The 21,703-nt window shown below is 45.3% G+C and carries 22 protein-coding genes and 1 tRNA gene; 6 read left to right on the top strand and 17 right to left on the bottom strand.

Features of this window, described 5'->3' with window-relative positions; genetic code table 11:
- Nucleotides 1-507 precede the first annotated feature (507 nt).
- The 14 genes from R7044_RS22240 to R7044_RS22175 all read right to left on the bottom strand — a co-directional run bounded on the left by R7044_RS22240 (nt 508) and on the right by R7044_RS22175 (nt 15,128).
- The gene (locus tag R7044_RS22240; RefSeq protein WP_085570130.1) at nt 508-1,662 is read right to left on the bottom strand and encodes a flagellin; all 1,155 of its coding nucleotides are present in this window, start codon (nt 1,660-1,662) and stop codon (nt 508-510) included.
- 427 nt (nt 1,663-2,089) lie between these two features.
- The gene (flgL, locus tag R7044_RS22235; protein WP_206958476.1) at nt 2,090-3,283 is read right to left on the bottom strand and encodes a flagellar hook-associated protein FlgL; all 1,194 of its coding nucleotides are present in this window, start codon (nt 3,281-3,283) and stop codon (nt 2,090-2,092) included.
- Nucleotides 3,284-3,296: 13 nt separating this feature from the next.
- A complete protein-coding gene (gene flgK, locus R7044_RS22230) occupies nt 3,297-5,237 on the bottom strand; it encodes a flagellar hook-associated protein FlgK (protein ID WP_206958478.1) in 1,941 nt (646 codons plus the stop codon).
- Nucleotides 5,238-5,397: 160 nt separating this feature from the next.
- Nucleotides 5,398-6,324, bottom strand: a complete 927-nt coding sequence (gene flgJ, locus R7044_RS22225; RefSeq protein ID WP_031779079.1) for a flagellar assembly peptidoglycan hydrolase FlgJ — start codon at nt 6,322-6,324, stop codon at nt 5,398-5,400.
- A 16-nt stretch (nt 6,325-6,340) separates the two neighbouring features.
- Nucleotides 6,341-7,432 carry a flagellar basal body P-ring protein FlgI gene (locus R7044_RS22220; protein ID WP_005393118.1) on the bottom strand — a complete coding sequence of 364 codons (1,092 nt, stop codon included), beginning with the start codon at nt 7,430-7,432 and terminating at the stop codon, nt 6,341-6,343.
- A gap of 43 nt (nt 7,433-7,475) precedes the next feature.
- Nucleotides 7,476-8,255: a flagellar basal body L-ring protein FlgH gene (flgH, locus tag R7044_RS22215; protein WP_225455810.1), complete on the bottom strand. Its 780-nt coding sequence runs from the start codon at nt 8,253-8,255 to the stop codon at nt 7,476-7,478.
- A gap of 30 nt (nt 8,256-8,285) precedes the next feature.
- Nucleotides 8,286-9,074: a flagellar basal-body rod protein FlgG gene (gene flgG, locus R7044_RS22210; RefSeq protein WP_005382032.1), complete on the bottom strand. Its 789-nt coding sequence runs from the start codon at nt 9,072-9,074 to the stop codon at nt 8,286-8,288.
- Nucleotides 9,075-9,092: 18 nt separating this feature from the next.
- Nucleotides 9,093-9,842 carry a flagellar basal-body rod protein FlgF gene (flgF, locus tag R7044_RS22205; RefSeq protein WP_005382031.1) on the bottom strand — a complete coding sequence of 250 codons (750 nt, stop codon included), beginning with the start codon at nt 9,840-9,842 and terminating at the stop codon, nt 9,093-9,095.
- A gap of 330 nt (nt 9,843-10,172) precedes the next feature.
- Nucleotides 10,173-11,486: a flagellar hook protein FlgE gene (gene flgE / locus R7044_RS22200; RefSeq protein ID WP_005382030.1), complete on the bottom strand. Its 1,314-nt coding sequence runs from the start codon at nt 11,484-11,486 to the stop codon at nt 10,173-10,175.
- 30 nt (nt 11,487-11,516) lie between these two features.
- Nucleotides 11,517-12,227 (bottom strand): flagellar hook assembly protein FlgD, encoded by a 711-nt coding sequence (flgD, locus tag R7044_RS22195; protein WP_005382029.1) that lies wholly within the window; start codon nt 12,225-12,227, stop codon nt 11,517-11,519.
- 17 nt (nt 12,228-12,244) lie between these two features.
- Entirely contained in the window at nt 12,245-12,658 is a 414-nt protein-coding gene (gene flgC, locus R7044_RS22190) for a flagellar basal body rod protein FlgC (protein WP_005393132.1), read from the bottom strand.
- A gap of 5 nt (nt 12,659-12,663) precedes the next feature.
- On the bottom strand, nt 12,664-13,059 hold the full coding sequence (gene flgB / locus R7044_RS22185; RefSeq protein ID WP_005382026.1) for a flagellar basal body rod protein FlgB: 396 nt from the start codon (nt 13,057-13,059) through the stop codon (nt 12,664-12,666).
- A gap of 303 nt (nt 13,060-13,362) precedes the next feature.
- Complete coding sequence (locus tag R7044_RS22180) at nt 13,363-14,190, bottom strand: CheR family methyltransferase (protein WP_005382024.1); 828 nt, start codon at nt 14,188-14,190, stop codon at nt 13,363-13,365.
- Between the two features lie 11 nt (nt 14,191-14,201).
- Nucleotides 14,202-15,128: a chemotaxis protein CheV gene (locus R7044_RS22175; RefSeq protein ID WP_005382022.1), complete on the bottom strand. Its 927-nt coding sequence runs from the start codon at nt 15,126-15,128 to the stop codon at nt 14,202-14,204.
- A gap of 76 nt (nt 15,129-15,204) precedes the next feature.
- Between R7044_RS22175 and flgA the strand changes: the two genes are divergently transcribed.
- From flgA to R7044_RS22160, 3 genes are all read left to right on the top strand, one after another.
- Nucleotides 15,205-15,951: a flagellar basal body P-ring formation chaperone FlgA gene (gene flgA, locus R7044_RS22170; RefSeq protein ID WP_005382020.1), complete on the top strand. Its 747-nt coding sequence runs from the start codon at nt 15,205-15,207 to the stop codon at nt 15,949-15,951.
- 116 nt (nt 15,952-16,067) lie between these two features.
- Nucleotides 16,068-16,382, top strand: coding sequence for a flagellar biosynthesis anti-sigma factor FlgM (gene flgM, locus R7044_RS22165; protein ID WP_005382018.1), 315 nt, complete (start codon nt 16,068-16,070; stop codon nt 16,380-16,382).
- A gap of 27 nt (nt 16,383-16,409) precedes the next feature.
- Nucleotides 16,410-16,835 carry a flagella synthesis protein FlgN gene (locus tag R7044_RS22160; protein ID WP_005382015.1) on the top strand — a complete coding sequence of 142 codons (426 nt, stop codon included), beginning with the start codon at nt 16,410-16,412 and terminating at the stop codon, nt 16,833-16,835.
- A 102-nt stretch (nt 16,836-16,937) separates the two neighbouring features.
- Here R7044_RS22160 and flgP read toward each other — a convergent pair whose 3' ends face one another.
- Together flgP and R7044_RS22150 are read right to left on the bottom strand one after the other, a co-directional pair.
- Nucleotides 16,938-17,369 (bottom strand): flagellar assembly lipoprotein FlgP, encoded by a 432-nt coding sequence (gene flgP / locus R7044_RS22155; RefSeq protein WP_005382014.1) that lies wholly within the window; start codon nt 17,367-17,369, stop codon nt 16,938-16,940.
- A 9-nt stretch (nt 17,370-17,378) separates the two neighbouring features.
- Nucleotides 17,379-18,017, bottom strand: a complete 639-nt coding sequence (locus tag R7044_RS22150; RefSeq protein ID WP_005382013.1) for a FlgO family outer membrane protein — start codon at nt 18,015-18,017, stop codon at nt 17,379-17,381.
- Nucleotides 18,018-18,186: 169 nt separating this feature from the next.
- Here R7044_RS22150 and R7044_RS22145 point away from each other — a divergent pair, with 169 nt between their 5' ends.
- The 3 genes from R7044_RS22145 (at nt 18,187) to R7044_RS22135 (ending at nt 20,358) form a co-directional block, all read left to right on the top strand.
- Entirely contained in the window at nt 18,187-19,320 is a 1,134-nt protein-coding gene (locus R7044_RS22145) for a flagellar assembly protein FlgT (RefSeq protein ID WP_005382012.1), read from the top strand.
- A 175-nt stretch (nt 19,321-19,495) separates the two neighbouring features.
- A tRNA-Arg gene (locus R7044_RS22140) sits at nt 19,496-19,572 on the top strand.
- A 279-nt stretch (nt 19,573-19,851) separates the two neighbouring features.
- The gene (locus R7044_RS22135) at nt 19,852-20,358 is read left to right on the top strand and encodes a hypothetical protein (protein ID WP_005382011.1); all 507 of its coding nucleotides are present in this window, start codon (nt 19,852-19,854) and stop codon (nt 20,356-20,358) included.
- A 114-nt stretch (nt 20,359-20,472) separates the two neighbouring features.
- Here the strand turns inward: R7044_RS22135 and R7044_RS22130 are convergent, their stop codons facing one another.
- Nucleotides 20,473-21,435 (bottom strand): OmpA family protein, encoded by a 963-nt coding sequence (locus R7044_RS22130; RefSeq protein WP_006743033.1) that lies wholly within the window; start codon nt 21,433-21,435, stop codon nt 20,473-20,475.
- Nucleotides 21,436-21,703 lie beyond the last annotated feature (268 nt).

The following is a 21,703-nucleotide window of genomic DNA, read 5'->3' as shown; positions in this document are numbered from 1 at the left end:
TGGTGATTTCTCCAATTGATTTTCCGGTGTAGCGGTTTCCGACGTCTCGGAAAACCAAGTAGTTCTCTCAAAGTTACCTCTATTAACGACACCAAATTCAGAAGCTTTAGAAAAAAGTTTAAAAAAATAACATTGCGAGATTTAGCTAATAAAATTGAAGAAAAGTAAGAAAAAGTGCTCAAGTTTCCACAAATCGAGCCGAGAGGGATAAATTGTATAGAAAACCAGCAAAAGGAAACAATTGAAGATAAGTTCGCAGACGATAGACGTGAAAATTAGAAAAGAAAAAGCCCCTTTTCCTTTGAGAGAACTGGGGCTAGGTTGGTCGCCAGAGCCTATGTGGAGATCAAGAGAAATGAACACATTTCCGGCATACCGAGTGCAACTTTACATTGAAAATGATTGGCAGGTGAGAGATGAGAGAGCCGCTCATTCTATTGTAAAGTTGCTTGCCAAAAGCCTGCATTCCCATCCACGTCTGAATGTATTGAGTACAGGCTAAGTAAACTACTGCAATAGTGACATTGCAGAGTTTGGCAACTGTTTCGCTTGAGCAAGAATCGATGTACCTGCCTGTTGCAAAATTTGTGCTTTGGTCATTTGCGTGGTTTCTTTCGCAAAATCTGTATCTTTAATTCGGCTGTTCGAGGCGTCAACGTTTTCTTGGATATTCGCCAAGTTGTTGATGCTGTGACTCAAACGGTTTTGCTTCGCACCTAAGTCTGCACGTTGCGAGTCTACGTATTTCAGTGCCGAATCCAGCACAGAAATCGCGTTTTGAGAACCTTGTACCGTGGTCATATCAATATCTTGTACTGACGTTCTGATAGGTTCATCATTCAGGCCAAGCTCAGATGCTAATCCACCAGAAATAGAAATCTCACCCTGAACGTTTGGATGCGCGACAAAAACTTGCAACTTGCCATCTTCACTTACAGACGCATTAATCATATCAGACTGACCATTAATGTAAGTGGCAAGCTCTTCGATGTCGTCGCCCGCTTTGGCATTAATGTTGATTTCTAGATCATCAACATTGCCGTCTTCGTCTTCACCCATACCTGGTAGCGTGATCTTCAAGTCAGATTTAGCTGGGTCAACGCTCCAGTTTTTATCTTTACCGTTCTCAGATAAGAAGGTCACACCGCCCATGCGAGTATCGTCCGCACGAATGCTGGTGAGTCCCATGATCATGGCTTCACCTGAGCTCGCACCAATCTGGAATGCTGCTTCACCGAATGAGCCATTCAATAGACGACGACCACCAAATGAAGTGGTTTCTGCAATACGGTTTAGCTCGTCAATCAATGCCATTGACTCTTCGTTGATCGCCTGACGCTCAGCTGGAGAGTTAGTACCGTTCGATGATTGAATCGCAAGGTCACGCATTCGTTGCATGACAGAGGTTGCCTCATTCATCGCACCTTCAGCGGTTTGTGCAATCGAGATACCATCGTTCGCGTTACGCATTGCGACATCTAGGCCACGAGACTGTGCAGTTAAGCGGTTAGAGATCTGTAGACCTGCCGCATCATCTTTTGCACTGTTAATCTTATGTCCTGAAGATAAGCGCTCCATCGACGTGTTTAATTCATCAGTCGCTTTGTTTAGGTAACGCTGCGCGGTCATCGCGGAGACGTTAGTACTAACTGTTACAGCCATTTTGCTCTCCTGTTGAGTTCGCAAGCTTTTGCGAAGCGGCCAGCTTTACTCTCATTTGGATAAGCACTGACCGTAAAAGTTACTTGCTAAATCTGCCTTAAACGCAGGGTTTAGAATCTCTAAATCTGTTCTGATATTTTCAATACAATTTGTGTGCCAACTTGCGTAAATTATTTAACTACTTTTAAAAGAATCAAATAAACAATAAGTTAGCTTTATCATTAAGCTATTTCCGGTTTGTCAGACTCACCTTAGCCCAAGGGTATTGAACGCTGCCCTGTTGCCGCCCGACTTGCCTCCCGCATCATTGCCGCTTTGGGTAAAATCGTGCCGCATGACATCTCAGACTCTCAGGTTACGTCGACTTATCGCGCTTAAGGCTTTGCACATAAGGCATCAAAATCAGACAATGTGTATGAGTGTCATACTAGATGTAGTTAAACAACGTTAGATCTTTGGTCTTACCGAATGCTTGTTGCGATGCCTGTAACGCTCGCGAGTTTTCACTGAACTCGATCACGGCTTTAGAGTAATCCAAGTCCTCAAAGTTGCTCTTCGCTTTTGCCAGAGACAAATTAAAGTCTTCATGATTTTGCTCTTGGATATCCAGCGTACTCAATCGAGCACCGGCATCTGTACGCGCTTTATTCAAATGGATAAAAGCAGCGTGGAATTCTTCTGTCATTTGGTGCAATTTGGCGGTCGCCGACGTATCCGAAACCGATTTGTCTGACCATGCCATTGCATCCTTGAAGGTATCGAAAATGCTGAACTCTGCCCGCTTTTCGATCTCAATGCTGTCACCAGGCGTAATTTGGCCTTTTACGTGCACTTTCAGGCCTTTGTATTCAATCCCTTTCTCTGGAGAAAACTCATCGGCATCCACTACTTTGCCGTTACGCTCTAATTGGTAACCAAATTTGCCGTTATTCATATCGACAAATGTCACGCGATACGCCGCATCATCATTCGCGTCAACGTTAGTGGCTTTGTTTAGCAACAGCTCAGAGCCGTTTTGTAGATCGTAATTCGGCTGATAATCGCCAAATGGGTTTGGTATCTCCATAAACAGCTTGCTGCCAGGATCGTTCATTGGCATCTCAAGCATGCTAGAGACTTTCATTTTGCGCTGATAATCGTCTCCAGCGTACTGAACACTACCGTCTTTATCGCGATAGAATGGTTGACTTTTTGGCTTAGTGCCTGCAAACACGTAGTTACCAGATTCATCTTGCGAGTTCACTAAGTTAAGGAAGTTGTTCGCAATCTCTTCTAACTCACGCTTCTTTGCTTGTCGGTCTTCAGCAGAAAAGGCACCGTTAATCATCTCCATCGTTAAGCGCTTCGACTCGTCGGCAAAATTCTCCGCATTGGCGATATTAACTTCGTGGTTTTCTAGACGATTACGCACCAACACTATCGAGCTAAGATATTGTTGTAGCTGTTCTTGTTGCTGACTAATGTTTTGGATGTAATGCGCAGCGAGGGGGTCGTCACTAGGTTTCAGTAACTTTTTCCCTGAAGCAAGCTGCTCTTGGTTGTGGTGAACCTTATTCTCTTGACGACGCAGATCATTTTGTACGGACTGATAGTTATGGAAACTAGAAATTCGGGTTAGCACTTATCTCTTCTCCTTACCTCAGTTGTAAAATGGTATTGAAGGTATCATTCGCCGCTTGCATCACGCGTGATGAAGCCATGTACGCTTGTTGAAACTTCATCATGTTGGCCGCTTCTTCATCGAGGTTAACACCAGAAATAGAAGCAACGCGCTCTTGCGCCGCTTCATGCTCTAAACGAGCGACGGAGGCTAAACGGTTTGCTGTAGAAGACTTCAGTCCAACTTCGGTATTGAGGTTATGATAAACATCGATCAAGGTACTGGATTTTCCATCCATCATCTTGTCTGTTTGGATCTTCTGCATTTTTCTCAAGTTGCCGTTACCACCTTCAGAAGGCACCAAGTTTGCGGTGAATTTATCATTCATCAGTGCGCCTTCGCTCAACTCAAACACGGTTGCATCGCCGTTTTTATACAGCGGATGGCTTTTCGGCACTGAGATTTCAATCATCGGGTTATCTTTATCTAACGGGTATGAGTATTTGTCCGATAGTAAATTACCCTTGTTATCCGTGATCTTTAACCACGGCTTATCATGCTTCTCGTCGGCTGGGTGTACGGTAACCTCAAACTCTTTAACATCCCCCGCCTCACGAATTTTAAACTTGGCGTTACCTTGGGCAAAAGTGGTTGAGGCTTCATAACTTTGTGCGGCAATAGCTTTTGCATCATTGGTTTCCATCTTTATGATGGCTGCACCACTTCTCGTTGGGCGTAGCAATACGCGCTCACCGGCGGCAAGGCCTTCACCAATTTGCACTTTCATACCATCCAGAACAAACGACGAATCCGAACGGTCGATGTTCAACGACATTTGCTCACCTTTCGGTGTTGTCACGCTGTATTGGTCGCCATCATAACGCAGCGAATATTCACCACCTTTGATCGCGGAAATATCCTCGATGTAAACCGCAACATCAGCTTGAGAGTCAGGCGCAGCAAAAACTCGAGATTTTGCCACCAGCTCAGAGTTCACATCGGTAAATACGTCTTTACCTATCTTACCGTTGAGATCCAGACCTTGAGATTGCAGCTGATTAATTTTGTAGGAGAAGCCCGTTGCTAAACGGCCCATTTCATCTTGCAGTTGTGGGATGTGTTTGTCGCGCATTTCAAGTAAAGCGCCGATTTTGCCATCCATATCATCAGACTTGATCGCTTTAATGCCATTCCCTTCCACCATTGCTAATCGTCTTTGATGAACATCCGGATAGCCATCGATCATTTTGAGCTGGCTTGCTTCCGTGCCAGAAACAAGAGTGTGTCCATTGCCGATATGAACATTAAACCCTTCCGCATTTTTGCGTGGGGTTACGGTAACTTTGGTGTACTCTGACAGCTCAGTAACCAGCTTTTCATGCTGATCCATCAGGTCATTATGTGGGCCGGGGGTGCGCATCATCAGTCGATGAATATCGCGAATTTCCAACGCAAGTTGGTTAACGCGCTCAATGCCCATATCCAATTTTTTATTGGTGACATCAGATTGCAGTCGAACGGTTTCGTGGAAATCATTTAATGTATCAGAGAAGATTTTCGCCTTTTCCAATACCACTTTTCGTGCCCCTAAATCGTTCGGGGTATCTGCCATGGTTTTTACCGCATCGAACCACTCATTCAGGTTCTCGGGAATTTTCTTCGATGCTACGGAGCTCAACATGCTAGAGAGCATATCAAGATTGTCTTGGGTATCCGTTTTGTTGGCATTGTTGGTCGACGACAGGTTCAGTTCATTCACGGCAAACTGATCCCACGAGCGGCGAACATTTTCCACATGCACACCCATGCCGTAGGTAGAACCACCAAACATGCGCGGATCATTCGTGCCTTGGATAACAGACTGACGGCTATAACCCTCTGTATTAACATTAGAAATGTTATGACCAGTGGTGTTTAATTGTCTCTGAGCAGTAAGCACACTTTGAGTACCTACATTCAGAAGATCTGACGCCATACATGCCCCCGAAAACGAAATATAAATCGGCAAAACCGATCACCTAGACACATCAAAAGCAAAAGATGTGCCAAGTGATAGAAAGGCGTAGATATTCAGATAAAGTGAAGGCTTGCACTATGGCAAGCCTTCGAGAACGTCATAAATTGGCGCAGAGACATTACATACTTTCGATTTTATCCTTCACCTGCAGGACTTTATCTGCGTAGTTCGGATCGGTCGCGTAACCCGCACTGTGGATACCGCGAATAAACGACTCTGAATTCCCGCGTTGCTGCAATGCTGTCTCGTAACGTGGGTTGTCATTCAAAAATCGTACAAAGTCATTAAAGCTGTCTTCGTAACTTGAGTAGGAGCGAAACGCCGCCGTCTCTTTCACTGGCGTGTTATCGTGGAACTCTAAAGTTTGCGTCGTCACTTTGTCACCCTGCCAGCTTCGATCTGCTTTGATATTAAATAAGTTGTTGCTGCTGCCACGCGCGTTCTTCACGACCTTTTGTCCCCACCCCGTTTCCAAAGCGGCTTGCGCAAGTAGCAAAGATGGCTCGACACCTAGGGCTTTCGCAGCTTTCTCCGCGTATGGCTTCATCGAGTTAACAAAGGATTCTGGTGAATCGAATCGAGTGGGTTCATTGCTTGGTCGAGATAGTTGACCAGATTCAATCAAGCGCTGTTCAATCTCGCGCGCTTTTTTCGGGTCAACACGACGATATTCCGCAGCATTGTTTGCCGCATCACGCATAGCCGTTTCTTTTTTGTCGTTCCCTTGCCCAGCCGTTAATTGCTTAACAATCATATCGGCCAGTCCCATTGAACCAGACGAACTCAATTCACTCGCCATCTGTTCATCCAACATTTGTCGGTAGAACTTCTCGTTTTGGCTGTTCATCATGTTGGACTCAAAGCCCTCATTGGCTTCACGCATGGATTTCAACATCATGGAGGTGAAGATCGATTCGAACTGACGAGCAGCCGCATGCAATGCTTCTTGCTCGCCATCTTTTCCCTCTTTCACTGCTTTTTGACGCAGAGTGTCCAGAGAACTGATGTCATGGATAAAACCAATGTCGTTAGGATTGTTCATTATACCTACCTCCTAACCATTAAATGATGATCAACTGGCCTTCAATGGCACCAGCTTGCTTCAATGCTTGTAAAATTGCCATCAAGTCCGAAGGCGCAGCCCCGACTTGGTTCACGGCACGGACCAAATCATCCAACGTTAAGCCTGGTTCGAACTTAAACATTTTTCCTTGCTCTTCGCTGACTTCGATATCCGAGTCTGGTACGACTACGGTTTGCCCACCAGAAAAGCCGTTAGGTTGGCTAACATTCAGGTTTTCTTTGATCGCAACCGTCATGCCGCCATGCGTTACTGCTGCTGGTTTAAGACGTACATGCTTACCAACTACAATAGTGCCCGTTCGTGAGTTAACGATGATTTTGGCTGCACCATCTGCCGGGTCGAATTCTAGGTTTTCGATTGCCGATAAGAACGCAACACGCTGACTGACGTCACGAGGAGCACGCACGCGCACTGATGTCGCGTCAACAGCGCTCGCCATTTGTGGGCCAAGGAAGTTGTTTACAGCATCCGCCATACGTTGAGCCGTTGTGAAGTCTGACTCAAGCAAGTTGAACGTGATGTAATCACCACGACCAAATGGGTTTGGAATTTCTCGCTCTACTGTCGCACCACTAGAGATAAGACCAACGGTTGGATTGTTACCTACGATTTTAGAACCGTCAGCGCCTTCAGCACTGAAGCCGCTCACCACTAAGTTACCTTGAGCAACCGCGTAAACTTGACCGTCGAGACCTTTGAGGAACGTTTGTAGTAGCGTACCACCACGCAAACTTTTAGCACTTCCGATGGAAGAGACAGTCACGTCCACTTGCTGACCCGGTTTAGAGAAAGGCGGCAACTCTGCCGTAACCATGACTGCGGCAACGTTTTTAATTTTTGGCTTTGTGCCCGGCGGCATCTGAATGCCGAAGTTTTGCAGCATGGCGGCGAAACTTTGCTCTGTAAACGGGTTCGCTTCACCCGTACCAGGTAAGCCTGAAACCAAACCATAACCCACGAGTTGGTTGCTTCGTACACCTGCCACTTGCGCGACGTCTTTGATACGTGCGGCTTGGGCTACGGTAGAAAACAGAGCAACGCTCATCAGTACTAAAAGGAGTTTTTTCATGCTTACTTATCTCTTGCAGTCAAATTGCCGTCAGAACGGCGTGTTATAGCGCTACATTAAAGAATCGTGCCAAGAAGCCTGGCTCTTGCATATCTTGTTGAAAACCAGTCCCTGAGTATTGAATTCTTGCGTTAGAAACACGATTTGATGCAATGGTGTTGTCGAAATTAATATCATCCGGACGAATAGTGCCACTTAAACGTATGTACTCATCACCTGTATTTAGCGTCATCCACTTCTCACCGCGGATCACGAGGTTCCCGTTTGCCAGTACTTCAATCACCTCAACAGTGATGTAACCACTGATGCTGTTGCTCTGCTTTGCAGAAGAGTCACCTGCAAATGAGTTGGAATTGTTTAAGTCATAAGAGAAATTATATTTTCCGCCAATTTGCAGCTCTTCTCCGCCCACTTGAAGCGGGTCCATTTGCGCTTCATTGGTTTTCGATAAATCGGCATTTGCGCTTTTCGTCGCACTGGTTGTCTCATCCAGTGTTACGGTAATAATGTCGCCAATACCACGTGGTTTAGAATCGTCATAGAGATCGGTAATGTGCTCGGCGCTAAACAACGAACCTGTTGCAGCAGCATAATGCTCAGGTTTGTTTTTCGGATGAATTGGAGCCCAAGCAGGGTCGCCAGCAACCGGATCGCTTCTACCACGTAAAGTATCTACAATACCGCTGCTCTCTTCTTTCGATTTATCGCCTTCTACTGCGTCGACCACAGTGGTTGCTTGTGTCACTTCATCCGTTTCAATCGGTTCCAACATGGCACAGCCCGACATCGTAGCAATCAAAGCGAGTAGGCAAATACGTTTCATCGTGAGCTCCTCAAATCTTGCTCTTAATCGTTACAATTGCTGGTTAACGAAGCTCATCATTTTATCGACTGACGAGATCACTTTTGAGTTCATTTCGTAAACGCGCTGGGCTTCGATCATGTTGACCAACTCTTCCGTTACATTCACGTTGGACGCTTCCAGCATGGATTGACGAATTTCACCCAAACCGTCCAAACCAGGAACACCCTCTTGTGGATCGCCACTGGCACCCGTTGGTAAGTAAAGGTTCTGACCAATTGGCTCTAGGCCGCCCGGGTTAACAAAATCTGTAATGGTTAGCTGACCAACGACTTGGTTGTCTTGCTGACCTCGGACGCGAACCGACACTTCACCATCCGTACCGACAGTAATAGAAATCGCATCTTCTGGAATCACAATTTCAGGCTCTACAGGGTAGCCAGAACCCGACGTGACTAACGTGCCTTCACCATTTAGCGTGAACTGACCGTTACGGGTATAACCGATGTTGCCGTCCGGCAATGTCACTTGAAAAAAGCCGTCGCCTTCCACCATCATGTCCAGTGCGTTGGTCGTTGTCTGTGCATTGCCGTGCGTGTGCACTTTTTGCGTCGCAACCACTTTAGAACCCGCACCTAGCATCAAGCCACTTGGCAGTTCCGTGTTCTGAGATGACTGGCCGCCAGGCTGGTTGATGTTCTGATAGAACAGATCTTCGAATACTGCACGGCTCTTTTTGTAGCCGACAGTAGAGGCGTTCGCCAAGTTGTTCGAAATCGTGGCAATGTTGGTTTGTTGGGCGTCTAGACCTGTTTTACTTACCCATAGTGCTGGATGCATAGTGAACCTCTAACTCTGTTAACTCATACGAAGCAGTGAATCTGAAGATTTATCCATTTCTTCAGCTGTGCTCATCATCTTGACTTGCATTTCAAACTGACGTTGTAAGTCAATCAATGCGGTCATTTCACCTACGGCATTCACGTTACTGCCTTCTATCGCTCCCGTCTGGAGGCTAACAGTCGCGTCTGCTTCGTAAGGTTGGTTTGGAGTTTTATGGCGAAATAAGCCATTGGTGTCTTTAAACAAGCTTTGATCATTAGGCTTAACAAGCTTAATGCGATCAACCGCTTGGAATTCTTCTGCCGGGGCACCTTGAGGAAGTACAGAGATGGTGCCATCCCGACCGATTTCAATTTTGGAGAGAGGAATAGGCAAAGTAATCGGCGCGTCGTTTTCACCCAGCACCAAATGACCACTTGCGTTGGTAAGCATGCCATTTTGATCGACTTTTAGGTTGCCGTTACGGGTCAACCCTTCTTTCCCTGTGTGATCGAGTACCGATATCCAACCGCTGCCTTCAATCGTCACATCCAGATCACGCCCTGTTGTAATCACGCTACCTTGAGCAAAGTTATGCCCTGGACGCTCTGTCATGCTGAACACACGTGAAGGATGGCCTTCACCATAAGCCTGCATTGAGCGAGCCTGTGCTAAATCAGCCCGAAATCCGGTCGTGCTTACGTTAGCCAAGTTATTAGCGCGCAATTGTAGTGCCTGCATATTTTGCTTGGCGCCACTCATTGCGAGAAACAGTGCGCGATCCATAAATTACTCCAAAAAATCTCTCTGTACACGGAGTAAAAGCAATAGTTATGCCAAAACAAAAATAGGCTTATCAATCAATACTTTGAATTAACAATCAACAATTAAAAGAGGTCAATAGGGGCAGAAAACTGTAACGAGAGGCAAGGTTTTGATCCATACGGCGGCAACAGCGGCAAATCGTAGATCAAAGCATGCTTAGCCTGAGTGAGGTGTATTCAGGCTAAGCATCAGATGAATGTCATGATGAAAGTGAACAAAGCGGTAATTACTAAGAAGCAATCACACGCCATTGCTTACTCAAGCAGAGTATCGAATGACCCAGCTAGTGCTCTAGCGGATCTGTAAGATATTCTGTTGTAGTTGGTTGTGTACTTCGAGCGAACGTGAGTTTGCTTGGAAGTTACGCTGAGCAGAGATCAGGTCCACCAACTCCTGCGTCATATCAATGTTTGACTGTTCCAGCATACCGTTATTGATGGTGCCGAAAGAGCCTTTATTTGATTCACCCCAGATCTTGTCACCAGAGAACTGCGTTGAATCCCATTGAGTGCCGCCTTTCTTATCCAGACCTTGCTCGTTTGGAACACGTACGAGAGCAACACGACCCAATGTAACGTTTTCACCGTTTGAGTAAGTTCCCAATACGCTGCCGTTTTCATCGAAGTCAACTTTGGTTAGGAAGCCCGTTGTTGCACCGTCTTCGTCAAACTTAGTCAGTTCGAACGGAGCCGCAAACTGTGTTGCTGAGCCTAAGCCGAAGTTAAGCGTCTGCGCAGGATCGGCACCATTCATATCGACTGGTGTCGTGTTCGTCGCCGGATCACCCAGAGCCACAGAAGTGATTGGCTGACCATTGTTCAAGCTCGCCAACGTACCATCGTTGTTGAACTTCATGGTATGCCCCACATGACCTGTTGGCGTTTGCGCATCACCAGCCGCAACATTTAAAGGCTTTTCACCTTCTTTATCTGTCACGGTGTAGTAAGTGTTCCATGTATTTGGCTGAGTCTGATCTTTCAAGTAATACGTCGTTAGCTTGTAAGACTGACCCATCGAGTCATAAATTGTCGAAGAGGTTGAACGGTTGTATGTATCTGGGTCTGAAAAATCAAACTGCGTTGGATCTTTCAAATCGCCGTTCGCTGGCAAGTTCACACCCACTTCAATGTTTGCTGTTTGTTTTGGCTTACCAAATTCAGCAGGAATATTGATGGGTTGTGGCTCGTATGAAGAAACCTCACCAGAGCTTGGGTCCACTTGGTAACCTAACAAGAACTCGTCGTTCGCGGTCACCATGTAGTTTTCTTTATTTAAGTGAAATGCACCATTACGTGTCAGTTCATTCTGTTGTGGAGTTAGACGCTCTTTCGCTACAGCGAAAAAACCTGTCCCCGAAACACGCAAATCCATTGGGTTGTTGGTGTAAATGCTAGAGCCTTCATGGAACTGCTGTGCCACTTGGCTTGCTTGCGCACCACCACCCGGTGTGGTTTTTGCGTTAGTAAATAAAGAGTTAGAGTAAACATCAGCAAACTCAGCACGGGACTCTTTAAAGCCGTACGTGTTGGCGTTCGCAATGTTGTTACTGGTGGTGTTCAAATCCAGTTGGGCGGCGGACAAACCGCTTAAAGATACATATGACATTCCAAAATCTCCTAATCTAGCGAGCTATGACTACGCTTTGCCGACTTCCAATACTTCTGCAAGTCGAACTGGCGATTCAAAACCAGCCAGATTGAGTAATACGTTTCCGTCACCTTTGCCAAGCAATACGCTGTTTACGTTGGCATACGTCGATACTGGGAACTCTTGCGACTCCCCCTCAACTAAGCCAGACGCTTTCACTTTGTATTTGCCAGCTGGCAGTGGATTTCCGCTTTCATCTTTACCGTCCCAAAGCACACGCGTGTCGCCGGCTGGTTTCGCCCCTACCTCAAAGGTACGAACCAGTTGGCCAGCTTCATCCTCTACACGAACAAACAGATTATCGATAGATTGTGAAAGCTTAACCATTGCCGCCATTGGTGCGTCGTCCTGCTTCACACCTGCTGCTCCTGGGACCAATACGTCACGCCCTACCAAAGAGGAAGCTTGTAACGCTTGATTTGATGTCATTGACGAATTCAAACTCTCAAACTGAGTGTTCATCTTGCCAATGCCATCAACGGTCGCAAATGAAGCCATTTGCGCAATCATCTGGTCATTACTTACCGGCTTAAAAGGGTCTTGCTGAGACAGTTGCTTCGTGAGCAATGATAAGAAGTCTTCCTGTTTTAGGTCCTGCTTACCCGTGCTCTCTTCCGCTTTCTTGTTACTCTCTTGTAGACTTTTAAGCTGGTCGATATAGGACAAGCCGCTTTGACCAACGTTGTTAATTCCGGCCATACGCTACCCCCTTATCCTTATTGACCCATCTGCAGCGTACGCAGCAGCATTTGTTTACTAGAATCAGCGACCTGTACATTAGTTTGGTATGCACGAGAAGCTGAAATCATGTTTGCCATTTCTTCCATTACATTGACGTTAGGCTTGTAAATGTAGCCTTCTTCGTTTGCAAGGGGATGGTCTGGGTTGTACTCCGCACTCAGCGGTTTATCACTTTCTACAATACCCATCACTTTCACTGGCACCGTATCACCGCCACGCATGGCGTTACTTAACTCTGCACCAAACACTGCATGACGCGCTTTGTAAGTGTCTTTCGCAGAGCTGCTGACACTGTCGGCGTTCGCCAAGTTGCTTGAGGTAGTATTCAGACGAACGGATTCAGCGCTCATTGCGGAACCTGTCACATTGAAAACGTTAAATAAGCTCATCTAAATTATTCCCCTTTGATTGCTTTGGTTAAGTTCTTGAATTTGCTGCCTAGAAAGTCGAGTGATGCTTGGTGTCTGATTTGGTTTTGCATAAACAAGTTACGCTCTAAATCCAAGTCTACCGTGTTGCCATCTCCCGTATCTGGTTGCGTAGGAAGACGATATAACTTGTCCCCAACCAACGTCGTAGTGGCAGGAATATGCCGACCATCTGTGCGACTAAGACCAATGCTTGCCCCAGATGTTGCCGCTTGCAATTCCTTCGCAAAGTCTAAACCTCTTGCTTTGTAACCAGGCGTGTTTGCTTGTGCGATGTTGGTGGAAATCACCTCTGCATTGCGCTCACGTACGCCCACCGTGTGCTGGTGGATGCCTAGTGCATTGTCAAAAGATATAGCCATGTTTGCCTCTACAATTAAGAACTGACCGTGATTGATAACCAAAAAGCAATTAGCATGCCAAAACCTAAAGCATTACACCAACCTAGTGGTTACCGTGAATTGAAATAGCAATAAGTGAGCCAAAGTAACTGGAATGTCATGTCGTATCACTTTGCTCACTTAATAAAGATACACCGTGTTGAGGGCACAAGGCAAAAACGCGCTTCAACTAATTGAGTGATACATGAAGCGCTCGGCGCAGAAAGGTAACAAACAAAAAAGCCTGACACGAAGTCAGGCTTTTCTATCAATGAAGAGATACCGCTATTTAAGCTTGTAAATGATGCCCGGATTACAGCGCACCATTTCAAATTTATCAGTCAGACCAGTTAGCGACTCTGATGCCCCTAACAGCAAGTAGCCACCAGGGTTTAAACTGCTCGCCATTTGGTTAAGCACTTTAGATTTCATTTCTGGAGAAAAGTAAATCAATACGTTACGACAGAAAATGATGTCGAACTTACCCATCAGTGCGTAACTGTCCATCAAGTTTTGTGGACGAAAGTTCACCAAACGCTTGACGTTATCTTTGACTTTCATGCGACCACCGTCCGCATTTTCAAAGAAGGTGCGACGACGTTCTGGTGAAAGCCCGCGACCCAAAGCCAAGTTGTCGTACACCCCTGCACGACACATCTCGAGCATACTTGCCGAAATATCTGTGGCTGTAATGGACACGTTTGGTAACAAGCCCGGCTTGCGCTGTTGCGTTTCCAGGATCGTCATTGCAATAGAATACGGTTCTTGGCCCGATGAACTGGCAGCAGACCAGATCTTAATTGGGCGCTTGCTTGCCGCTACTTCTGGCAATAATTTGTCAGCTAAAACCGTGAACGGATAAGTATCTCGAAACCACAAGGTTTCGTTAGTCGTCATCGCATCCACAGCGGCGACTCGTAATTCTCGATTACGCCCTGTAACAACATCACGTAGCAAATCTGATAACGATGCGAGCTTAAACTTCGTCACTAAAGGACTCAGTCGGCTACGCACGAGGTATTGCTTGCTATCACCTAACACGATGCCACATTGCGATTCTAGAAAACGGCTAAAGTCACGATACTCTTGATCACTGATTGTAATAGCAGTCATTAATGTCTCTTTTATTGTGTTAATGCAGATTTAACCGCGTTACCCAACTCATCTGGGTTAAATTTCGCAATGAAGGTGTTGGCACCTACACGCTCAACCATAGCTTGGTTGAATACACCACTTAATGAAGAATGGAGGATAACATAAAGGTCTTTCAAATCGGCATGTCTGCGAATTTCAGCCGTTAAGGTATAGCCGTCCATTTCTGGCATTTCAATATCGGAAATAACCAACGAAATTTGATCGTAGATATTGCCTTCTTGAGCCATTTCAATCAACTTATTGTACGCTTCTTTGCCGTCTTTGACAGATACGACCTCAAAACCGATGGATGTAATCGCACGCTCTACCTGTTTACGCGCGACCGTCGAGTCATCAGCAATCAGTATACGGCGTACAATAGGCTTTTCTTGTTCTGCTTGTGCGATTTCTTCGCCAATAGCGGAATCCATCGTTTCATCAACTGGCGCAATTTCTGCCAGGATTTTTTCAACGTCAAGGATTTCAACCAGCTCATTGTCAATGTTTGTCACGGCAGTCAAGTAGTGCGCTTTACCTGCACCGTCTGGCGGTGGCAAAATCGCTTCCCAATGCATATTGATAATACGCTCAACCGATGATACCAAAAATGCTTGGATCGTACGGTTAAATTCTGCAATAACAACAAAACATTTATCTAAATCAGTGGTTGGGCGGCCACCAATTGCCAGGCTCAAATCAATAACGGACACGGTATGGCCGCGGATATGAGCGATACCTTTAACCAGAGGGTGTAGATTTGGCATTGAAGTCAGCTTAGGGCACTGTAGTACTTCTTTCACTTTGAATACGTTAATGCCGTAGCGCTGTCGGCCCATCAGTCGAAAGGTCAATAATTCCAATCGGTTCTGACCGACGAGTTGCGTACGCTGATTCACCGAGTCAAGAATCCCCGTCATATGCTCATCTCCATCTCAAACTTTTTGTTTTTAAATGATACTCTACCACTGGCAAGCACGATACCAGGGAGACAGTATGGCGTATTTCACTTTCACTTCGACACCATTGACTATGACAATATGTAGAGCGCTAATTACAAAGTACGCTAAGTCTATCGGCATTTTGCTCAGTATGTTTAGCTTTTTTGTTCATTCAGCTTCAGATAATCAGATCGAGCAAATAAAAACAGCAGCAGAACAACATATTCTTGCTACGGTTGATCAGCCTGATGGTGGCGAGCTATCTGTTAATGCGGCAGAGATCGACTCGAGAATAAAAGCAACGGATTGCCCTGTTCCGTTAGATACATCTGCCTCTTCCACCAGCAGCACGAGAAGTAACATCAATGTGTTAGTGGAATGCCAACCGGATGACTGGAAAGTCTATGTCCCTGTGAGGATCTCGGTATCAGTACCAATGATCGTCGCGACACGAACATTAGGGAGAGGAGAAATCGTCAGCGCATCGGATGTTACCACTTCCATGATCGAGCTACAGCGCTTTCGTAAAGATGGATTTTCTAGCTACGATCAAGTGGTTGGGGCAAAGCTAAAGCGTAATGTTCGTTTAGGCGATGTCGTAGAGAGAAATGATGTTTGTGTGGTATGCCGAAATGAAAAGGTCATTATCAAAGCGGTGAATTCTGGCATGACGATCACAACGCAAGGAACAGCATTGCAGGATGGTTCAGCTGGCGATCAAGTAAGAGTGAAAAATGATAAGTCACAACGTATAATAGAAGGCATAGTGACTGACATTGCGGAAATCACTGTTAATTTTTAATACCCACTGGTAGCGTGTTTAAACTGATCAATAAAAATGCAAAAAATGACTAAAGTTATTTTTGCGCTGGTCGATAGTCTGGATACCAGTATTACGATACAAGGCAAAGGTTAAACATGGCAGGTATAGATAATATACGTTCAGGGCAAATGATGACGACAACAAGTCGCGCACCTGCACGTAACGATTCCAATGCTACCAGCACGACAGAATCAAAAAAGGCGCCAGCGCAACAAGACGCAGTATCACTCAGCCAGCAAAGTAAAGCCGTCAGTAAACTCCAGAAGGATATGGCAGCTTCTCCGGCATATGACAGCGCCAAAGTTGCAGCAATCAAAGAAGCTATCACAAACGGTTCATACAAAGTCGATCCTGAAAAATTGGCTGACAACATGATTAAGTTTGAAAACGAATTGCAAGGCAAAAGCTAACTGACTTAGGCCGAAGGTAAGTATTTTATGGCAGCATTAGTCGATCTCGTTAATTTCCAGCTAGAAAATGCTAAGGCACTTTCCGCTGTTTTACGCCAAGAAACACAAGCAATCACGGCGCGTGTCTCTACCGAGATTGAGAACATTGCCAAACAGAAGATGACGCTCATTGATCAGCTCAGAACAACTGATCAGCGAATCGCCTCTCACCCGCACGTCAATCAACTTACTGAAGATGAGCACCTAAGTCAGGTTGTTGCTCAGATCCAATCGATCGTCCTCGACTGTCAACAAGTTAACCAAGTAAATGGCGAATCGCTTAGTCGTGCACAGCTGAGCTTCAATAAACTCAACAACATGCTTCAGCGAACTCATGGCAAAGTTGGCATGACCTACAATGCGGGCGGAAAAACCCACACCATCTCGACGCTTGGCACCAATATAAAAGCTTAAACGTCACTCTTACCCTCAATTCCCGCGCTCACGTAGATATAAAAAAGCGACTCATTGTTACCAATCAGCCGCTCAAAAAGATTATCTGTCTAGTGAAATGGTTTAAAACAAGGTTTGCTGACGCTTCTCAGGCACCTGCTGAACTTCTCCATAATCACGTAGCTTATCCATCTTACGGATATCCAGGCGCAGCTCAGTCACATAACTGTCTTCAACAAGATAACTACGCACAACTTCTGCACCACGAATTACACCATCGACGGCACCAGTGGTGCTTTCAATACCCAAACGCTGGTCTTGCAGCTCTGCACGTCCACTAACACGCATGCCATAAACTTGCTCTGCTAGCTCACGATAAGCATCAATTTTTGATGCGCGCATTGCTCGTACACGCTTTTCTTCAACTGTGCGGCCTGTTTGCTCACTGACGCTGGCATAACCCACCGCCACTAAGATTTCATCTTGACGCATCTGTTGTAATGGCTGACACCCAACCAATATCAGTGTGGCAACAATAAATAATAACTTCTTCATGCTTCTATCCTATGGACGGAGAATCACAGTGTACGGCTGACGAATAGTAGGGTCAGAACGAATCAACACACCATCTTGTGTGCGGATGCTATTTAACGTATCTAAGTCACGCCCAATACGGTCAGCCGGAAGGAAACCTTGCGCTGTCGCTACAACTACACGGCTTTGCATGCCAACCACGCGTGCATTGACAAGCACTCCGCCCTCTTGGCGCAGCATTGTTCCGGTCAGTACATACTGAATTTGCTGCTCTTGAGCTAAATCTTGCCAATCACGACTTAAAGCAAAATCGCCCTGCTGCGTCACTTGAATAGAGCCCGTAGTTTTGAAATCAACCACTTTAAACCCTCGGCGCTGAAACTGATGGATAAAACCTTCAGAGACCGAGTTACCTAACCAGTTTGTTGCATCCATATTTTGTAGATCAACAAACGAGGTAATCGCAATCGGTGTCCGCGCTGATACTGCCACATTAGAAACCATCAGGTCTTCTGTCATGCTCTCAATGAAAAAGTCCATCGTATGACGCGGACTATCCATCAGCATGAACTGGCTTCCCGAGTACGGTTCTTTACCATTGTAAATCGGTGAGTACGCGCACGATGTCAGAAGCGTCATCATCGATGCGGCGACAAGCCACTTTTTCATGGTTTGATTCTCCAGATAATCTTAGGTGATACCGTTCTTTATTAATTCCTTTCCAAGAAAGTGAATATTGGAACAGTCTTTGCTTTTCTTTGTTTGCCTAACGAAGAAAAACCCACCAAACTTCACTGAATTTGTTAAAGCAATATTTATACCCGAACGGTTGTAACCAATGAAAAAAATATTAAACAGTCTGTTTTCAATCACTTTAGTGATGCTTGTGCCTTTTAAGGTAATGGCATCTTGGTATGAAGTCACAGGCGTTGCCACCATCGTTTCTTCAGAAGAGACGGCAAGGCTCCATGCGTTGGAAGACGCGCTGTTCAAAGCCGTCAATTTTTCGGGCGCAGATATTGGCAGTATTAGCAACTTGATGCCGCTATTAGAAGAAAGCCGCAACGAATACCAGTTTACCAATCATGAAGTCCGTTACATTTTGGTCGAGTCTGAACGCAAACGTCGCGGTAAAGTCGAGGTAAAAATCCGCGTTGATATTTATCCATCGGCAACGGGTTGCCACACCGATCAATACAAAAAGACAATGCTGGTCGGCAATATTGAGGTCGCATCACCACAACAAGCAGTGATGGGACAAATTTATCAAGTTGGTGACGATTTTAGCCACGTAGTGAACCGTCAACTTGATCAAACCTCACGCAGCTTTGTGTCTGTTGGTACAACGGACTACTCAATAAGCAGCAACTATCCTGCTCGCACTCAAATGATCGCGCAAGACAATGGCGCACAATACATCATTGGAGGGGTCATCACCGATCTCACTGCAACGGTCGAATCTCAACTATTGCAAGATGACATCATCAATCGTCAGTTTGCGTTAGAAATGAAAGTATTTGATGGTAAAACTGGCCATGAAATCTTCAACAAAGCCTACCGTGAGGTCGCGCGTTGGCCATTTGCTAAGACGAGTCAAGTGGACACTCGTAGTGCACGTTTTTGGGCATCGACCTATGGCGAGATGATGCTTCGCGTTAGTCGCAATATTATGTTGGATCTGGAGTCGGAGCTATCTTGCAAAATTACATTGCCAGAGGTTGTGGCAGTCTTCGGTAATACCGTAACGATGGATCTCGGCCGTATGCACGGCGTAAAAGAGGGAGACAAATTGCAGCTTTGGCACACCGCGTCGTTTATCGACCAAAATGGATTGCCAAGAAACAAAGTCTCGCAAAGCGAAATTACATTAACGGTATCACGCATATACGAACACGAAGCCGAGCTGACGATTGATCAGCCAAATTTAGCATCTAGCGTTCAAATTGGCGACGTAATGAACAAGATCCTATAAAAGCAAACATTAAGTCTTGAGATATGCTCACTTTTGAATATCATAGGCAGCGCATCTTATTTGATTATACCAATGACCGTAGCGAATCGTTCAACGTGATGCTGATACAGATCTGGTAGATTGCTAGATTTGAACTCAGTAAAACAGTGCAATGAACTGCAACTATTGGTATTACGCCCCCATGGCACAGCTGGATAGCGCAGTCCCCTCCTAAGGGACAGGTCGTAGGTTCGAATCCTACTGGGGGCGCCATATCATAGCCTTAGCTCCCACTTGAGCTAAGGCTTTTTTGTATCTTCAATTTCAAGCCTCGCACTGCTCCCCCTAGTACATCGTGTTAGGTAATCTTCCCAGTAATCAATATGATCGGATCAGGTGTTTCGGTTACGGGATAAAGTCTTCTACTGATCTGACTTCTTCCCCTTGAAATCATTTCAACAAGCCCTATTTACAGTTTTGTATTTTATTACTTTAATTATCTATGAGTTTTGCTTACCCTTTTGGCTATTAATAAAATTATTAGTTAGCACTATGTCTAAGAGCAATTTAATAACTAACACTGGACACCGCTTTATTTCTAAAGGCAAGACAGCCTTTAAGATACATATCCATACCCCCGAGGATACGGTACTACACCGCTCGGTAGGATTTGTTCGTATTGGAGAAAAGAAAGGCTTACAAAAAGCCATTAAGCTGAGAAACGAGTTAGGCCGGCAAATGTGGGGCAAATTCTGGCGACGTCTTTTGAAAGACCCTTACTTAATGACCAGGCTTCCACATAGCGTTGAGCCTAAAATCGTTCACAAGCCTAACCCTACTCTTGAAAACCCTGACAACCGAGATACGTGTTACATCGCCAAGTGGCGAGAGTTCAATGATGACGGTGAGTATAAATATAAAACGGTGGTTCGCTCTATTAGTAAGTACGGCAAACTTGCCGCCTACATGCAAACCAAAAAAGCGTTGTTAGAAGCACATAAAGATAACTTGGAGATCCTGACATTTATGGGGCGTTTAAACAGCATTGATCTTAAGTAATACCTAGCCACTTTGAACATTTCAGTTAGTTTTTAAAGAGAAATAAAAAGCCCCAAAGAGCGAACTCTTTGGGGCTTTCAGCTTCAGTCTTCTATACTACGGTCGAATAGGAGCTTATTGCTGAACTTGGTATTCAAATTCTGGAACAACGATTTCTACGCGACGGTTTTGTTGACGACCTTCACGAGTGTCGTTTGAAGCGATTGGGTTGTTTTCACCTTCGCCACGAGCTTGGATACGTGATGAATCAATACCTTTTTCAACGAGCGCGTTAGCAACAGACTCAGCACGTTTTTCAGAAACCTTTAGGTTGTAAGCTGCTGGACCAGACGTATCTGTGTAACCTACAACTTCAACGTTCGCTTGTGGGTGCTCGTTTAGGAAAGCAACTAGGTTATCAAGTTTTGCAGCGCTCTCTGGTTTTAGAGTTGTGCTGTTTAGATCGAAGCTACCTGTGCCAATTGTTTGAGTTTCGAATGTTTTCGTAACTACAACTGGCTCTTCTACCACTTCTTCTACAACCACTTCTTCAACAACAACTGGCTCTTCTACGATTACTGGCTCATCGTTGCCGCCGAATTTGAAAGAAACACCTAGTGTTGCAGTGTTACCTGTCGCACGAGTTACATCGTTGCTGATGTCAGTCAGTGTTTGGTATTCCGCACGAGCTGTTACGTTTTGGCTTAGGTTGAATTCAAGACCAGCTGCGCCTAGGTAAGAGTAATCATCTTTGCCATCAAACATTACGTAAGCGCCACCCACTTTACCGTAAAGTGCGATGTCTTCAGTGATTGGTAGGCTAAATTTAGGAGCAAGAGTGATTGCTTCTACGTGGCCACCGAAAGAAGTTTGGTTAAAATCACCGATGTTGTCGAAACCCGCTTCTACTGCGAAGTATTTATTCATTTCGTAACCAACAAAAGCGCCAAGAGTAGAATCGTCTTTGTCACAAGCCTGGCCCGCTACACACGCGTCTTCCATCCATGACTTACCCATCTTACCACCAACGTATACTTCTGCTTGTGCTGCTGAAGCCATAAGTAGAGACGCTGAAATTACCGCTGCTAATTTTTTCATTATTGATTCCTCTAAAGAAGTTCTTTTGTTAGATGCCGAAATGCGCCGTCTGACTGACGTTGTATTTCAATTCTTTTTATTCATTCCTTGAGTGAGATACTTAGTCAGCTTCTTTTTATGCACATGCATTTTTTTTATGGAAGCAACTTACGTACATTTCCTGTTCAGTGATACATATCGCCATCTCGGTATCGCTGACGGGATGAACTATAACGCTAAGAAATCGCGAGAAAAATCCCAATTCTGTCAATTTATTGTCATCAAAAAT

The organism is Vibrio sp. 1402 (assembly GCF_033340275.1).
The sequence above is the reverse complement of the archived record's forward strand: the minus strand, read 5'-3'. Positions and strand labels throughout refer to the sequence as shown.

Excerpts from the sequence above, each read along its gene's own strand:
- R7044_RS22240 (WP_085570130.1), bottom strand. The coding sequence starts at position 1,662 with ATGGCTGTAACAGTTAGTACTAACGTCTCCGCGATGACCGCGCAGCGT.
- flgK (WP_206958478.1), bottom strand. The coding sequence starts at position 5,237 with ATGGCGTCAGATCTTCTGAATGTAGGTACTCAAAGTGTGCTTACTGCT.
- R7044_RS22220 (WP_005393118.1), bottom strand. The coding sequence starts at position 7,432 with ATGAAAAAACTCCTTTTAGTACTGATGAGCGTTGCTCTGTTTTCTACC.
- flgH (WP_225455810.1), bottom strand. The coding sequence starts at position 8,255 with ATGAAACGTATTTGCCTACTCGCTTTGATTGCTACGATGTCGGGCTGT.
- flgG (WP_005382032.1), bottom strand. The coding sequence starts at position 9,074 with ATGCATCCAGCACTATGGGTAAGTAAAACAGGTCTAGACGCCCAACAA.
- flgF (WP_005382031.1), bottom strand. The coding sequence starts at position 9,842 with ATGGATCGCGCACTGTTTCTCGCAATGAGTGGCGCCAAGCAAAATATG.
- flgE (WP_005382030.1), bottom strand. The coding sequence starts at position 11,486 with ATGTCATATGTATCTTTAAGCGGTTTGTCCGCCGCCCAACTGGATTTG.
- flgD (WP_005382029.1), bottom strand. The coding sequence starts at position 12,227 with ATGGCCGGAATTAACAACGTTGGTCAAAGCGGCTTGTCCTATATCGAC.
- flgC (WP_005393132.1), bottom strand. The coding sequence starts at position 12,658 with ATGAGCTTATTTAACGTTTTCAATGTGACAGGTTCCGCAATGAGCGCT.
- flgB (WP_005382026.1), bottom strand. The coding sequence starts at position 13,059 with ATGGCTATATCTTTTGACAATGCACTAGGCATCCACCAGCACACGGTG.
- R7044_RS22180 (WP_005382024.1), bottom strand. The coding sequence starts at position 14,190 with ATGACTGCTATTACAATCAGTGATCAAGAGTATCGTGACTTTAGCCGT.
- R7044_RS22175 (WP_005382022.1), bottom strand. The coding sequence starts at position 15,128 with ATGACGGGGATTCTTGACTCGGTGAATCAGCGTACGCAACTCGTCGGT.
- flgA (WP_005382020.1), top strand. The coding sequence starts at position 15,205 with ATGGCGTATTTCACTTTCACTTCGACACCATTGACTATGACAATATGT.
- flgM (WP_005382018.1), top strand. The coding sequence starts at position 16,068 with ATGGCAGGTATAGATAATATACGTTCAGGGCAAATGATGACGACAACA.
- R7044_RS22160 (WP_005382015.1), top strand. The coding sequence starts at position 16,410 with ATGGCAGCATTAGTCGATCTCGTTAATTTCCAGCTAGAAAATGCTAAG.
- flgP (WP_005382014.1), bottom strand. The coding sequence starts at position 17,369 with ATGAAGAAGTTATTATTTATTGTTGCCACACTGATATTGGTTGGGTGT.
- R7044_RS22150 (WP_005382013.1), bottom strand. The coding sequence starts at position 18,017 with ATGAAAAAGTGGCTTGTCGCCGCATCGATGATGACGCTTCTGACATCG.
- R7044_RS22145 (WP_005382012.1), top strand. The coding sequence starts at position 18,187 with ATGAAAAAAATATTAAACAGTCTGTTTTCAATCACTTTAGTGATGCTT.
- R7044_RS22135 (WP_005382011.1), top strand. The coding sequence starts at position 19,852 with ATGTCTAAGAGCAATTTAATAACTAACACTGGACACCGCTTTATTTCT.
- R7044_RS22130 (WP_006743033.1), bottom strand. The coding sequence starts at position 21,435 with ATGAAAAAATTAGCAGCGGTAATTTCAGCGTCTCTACTTATGGCTTCA.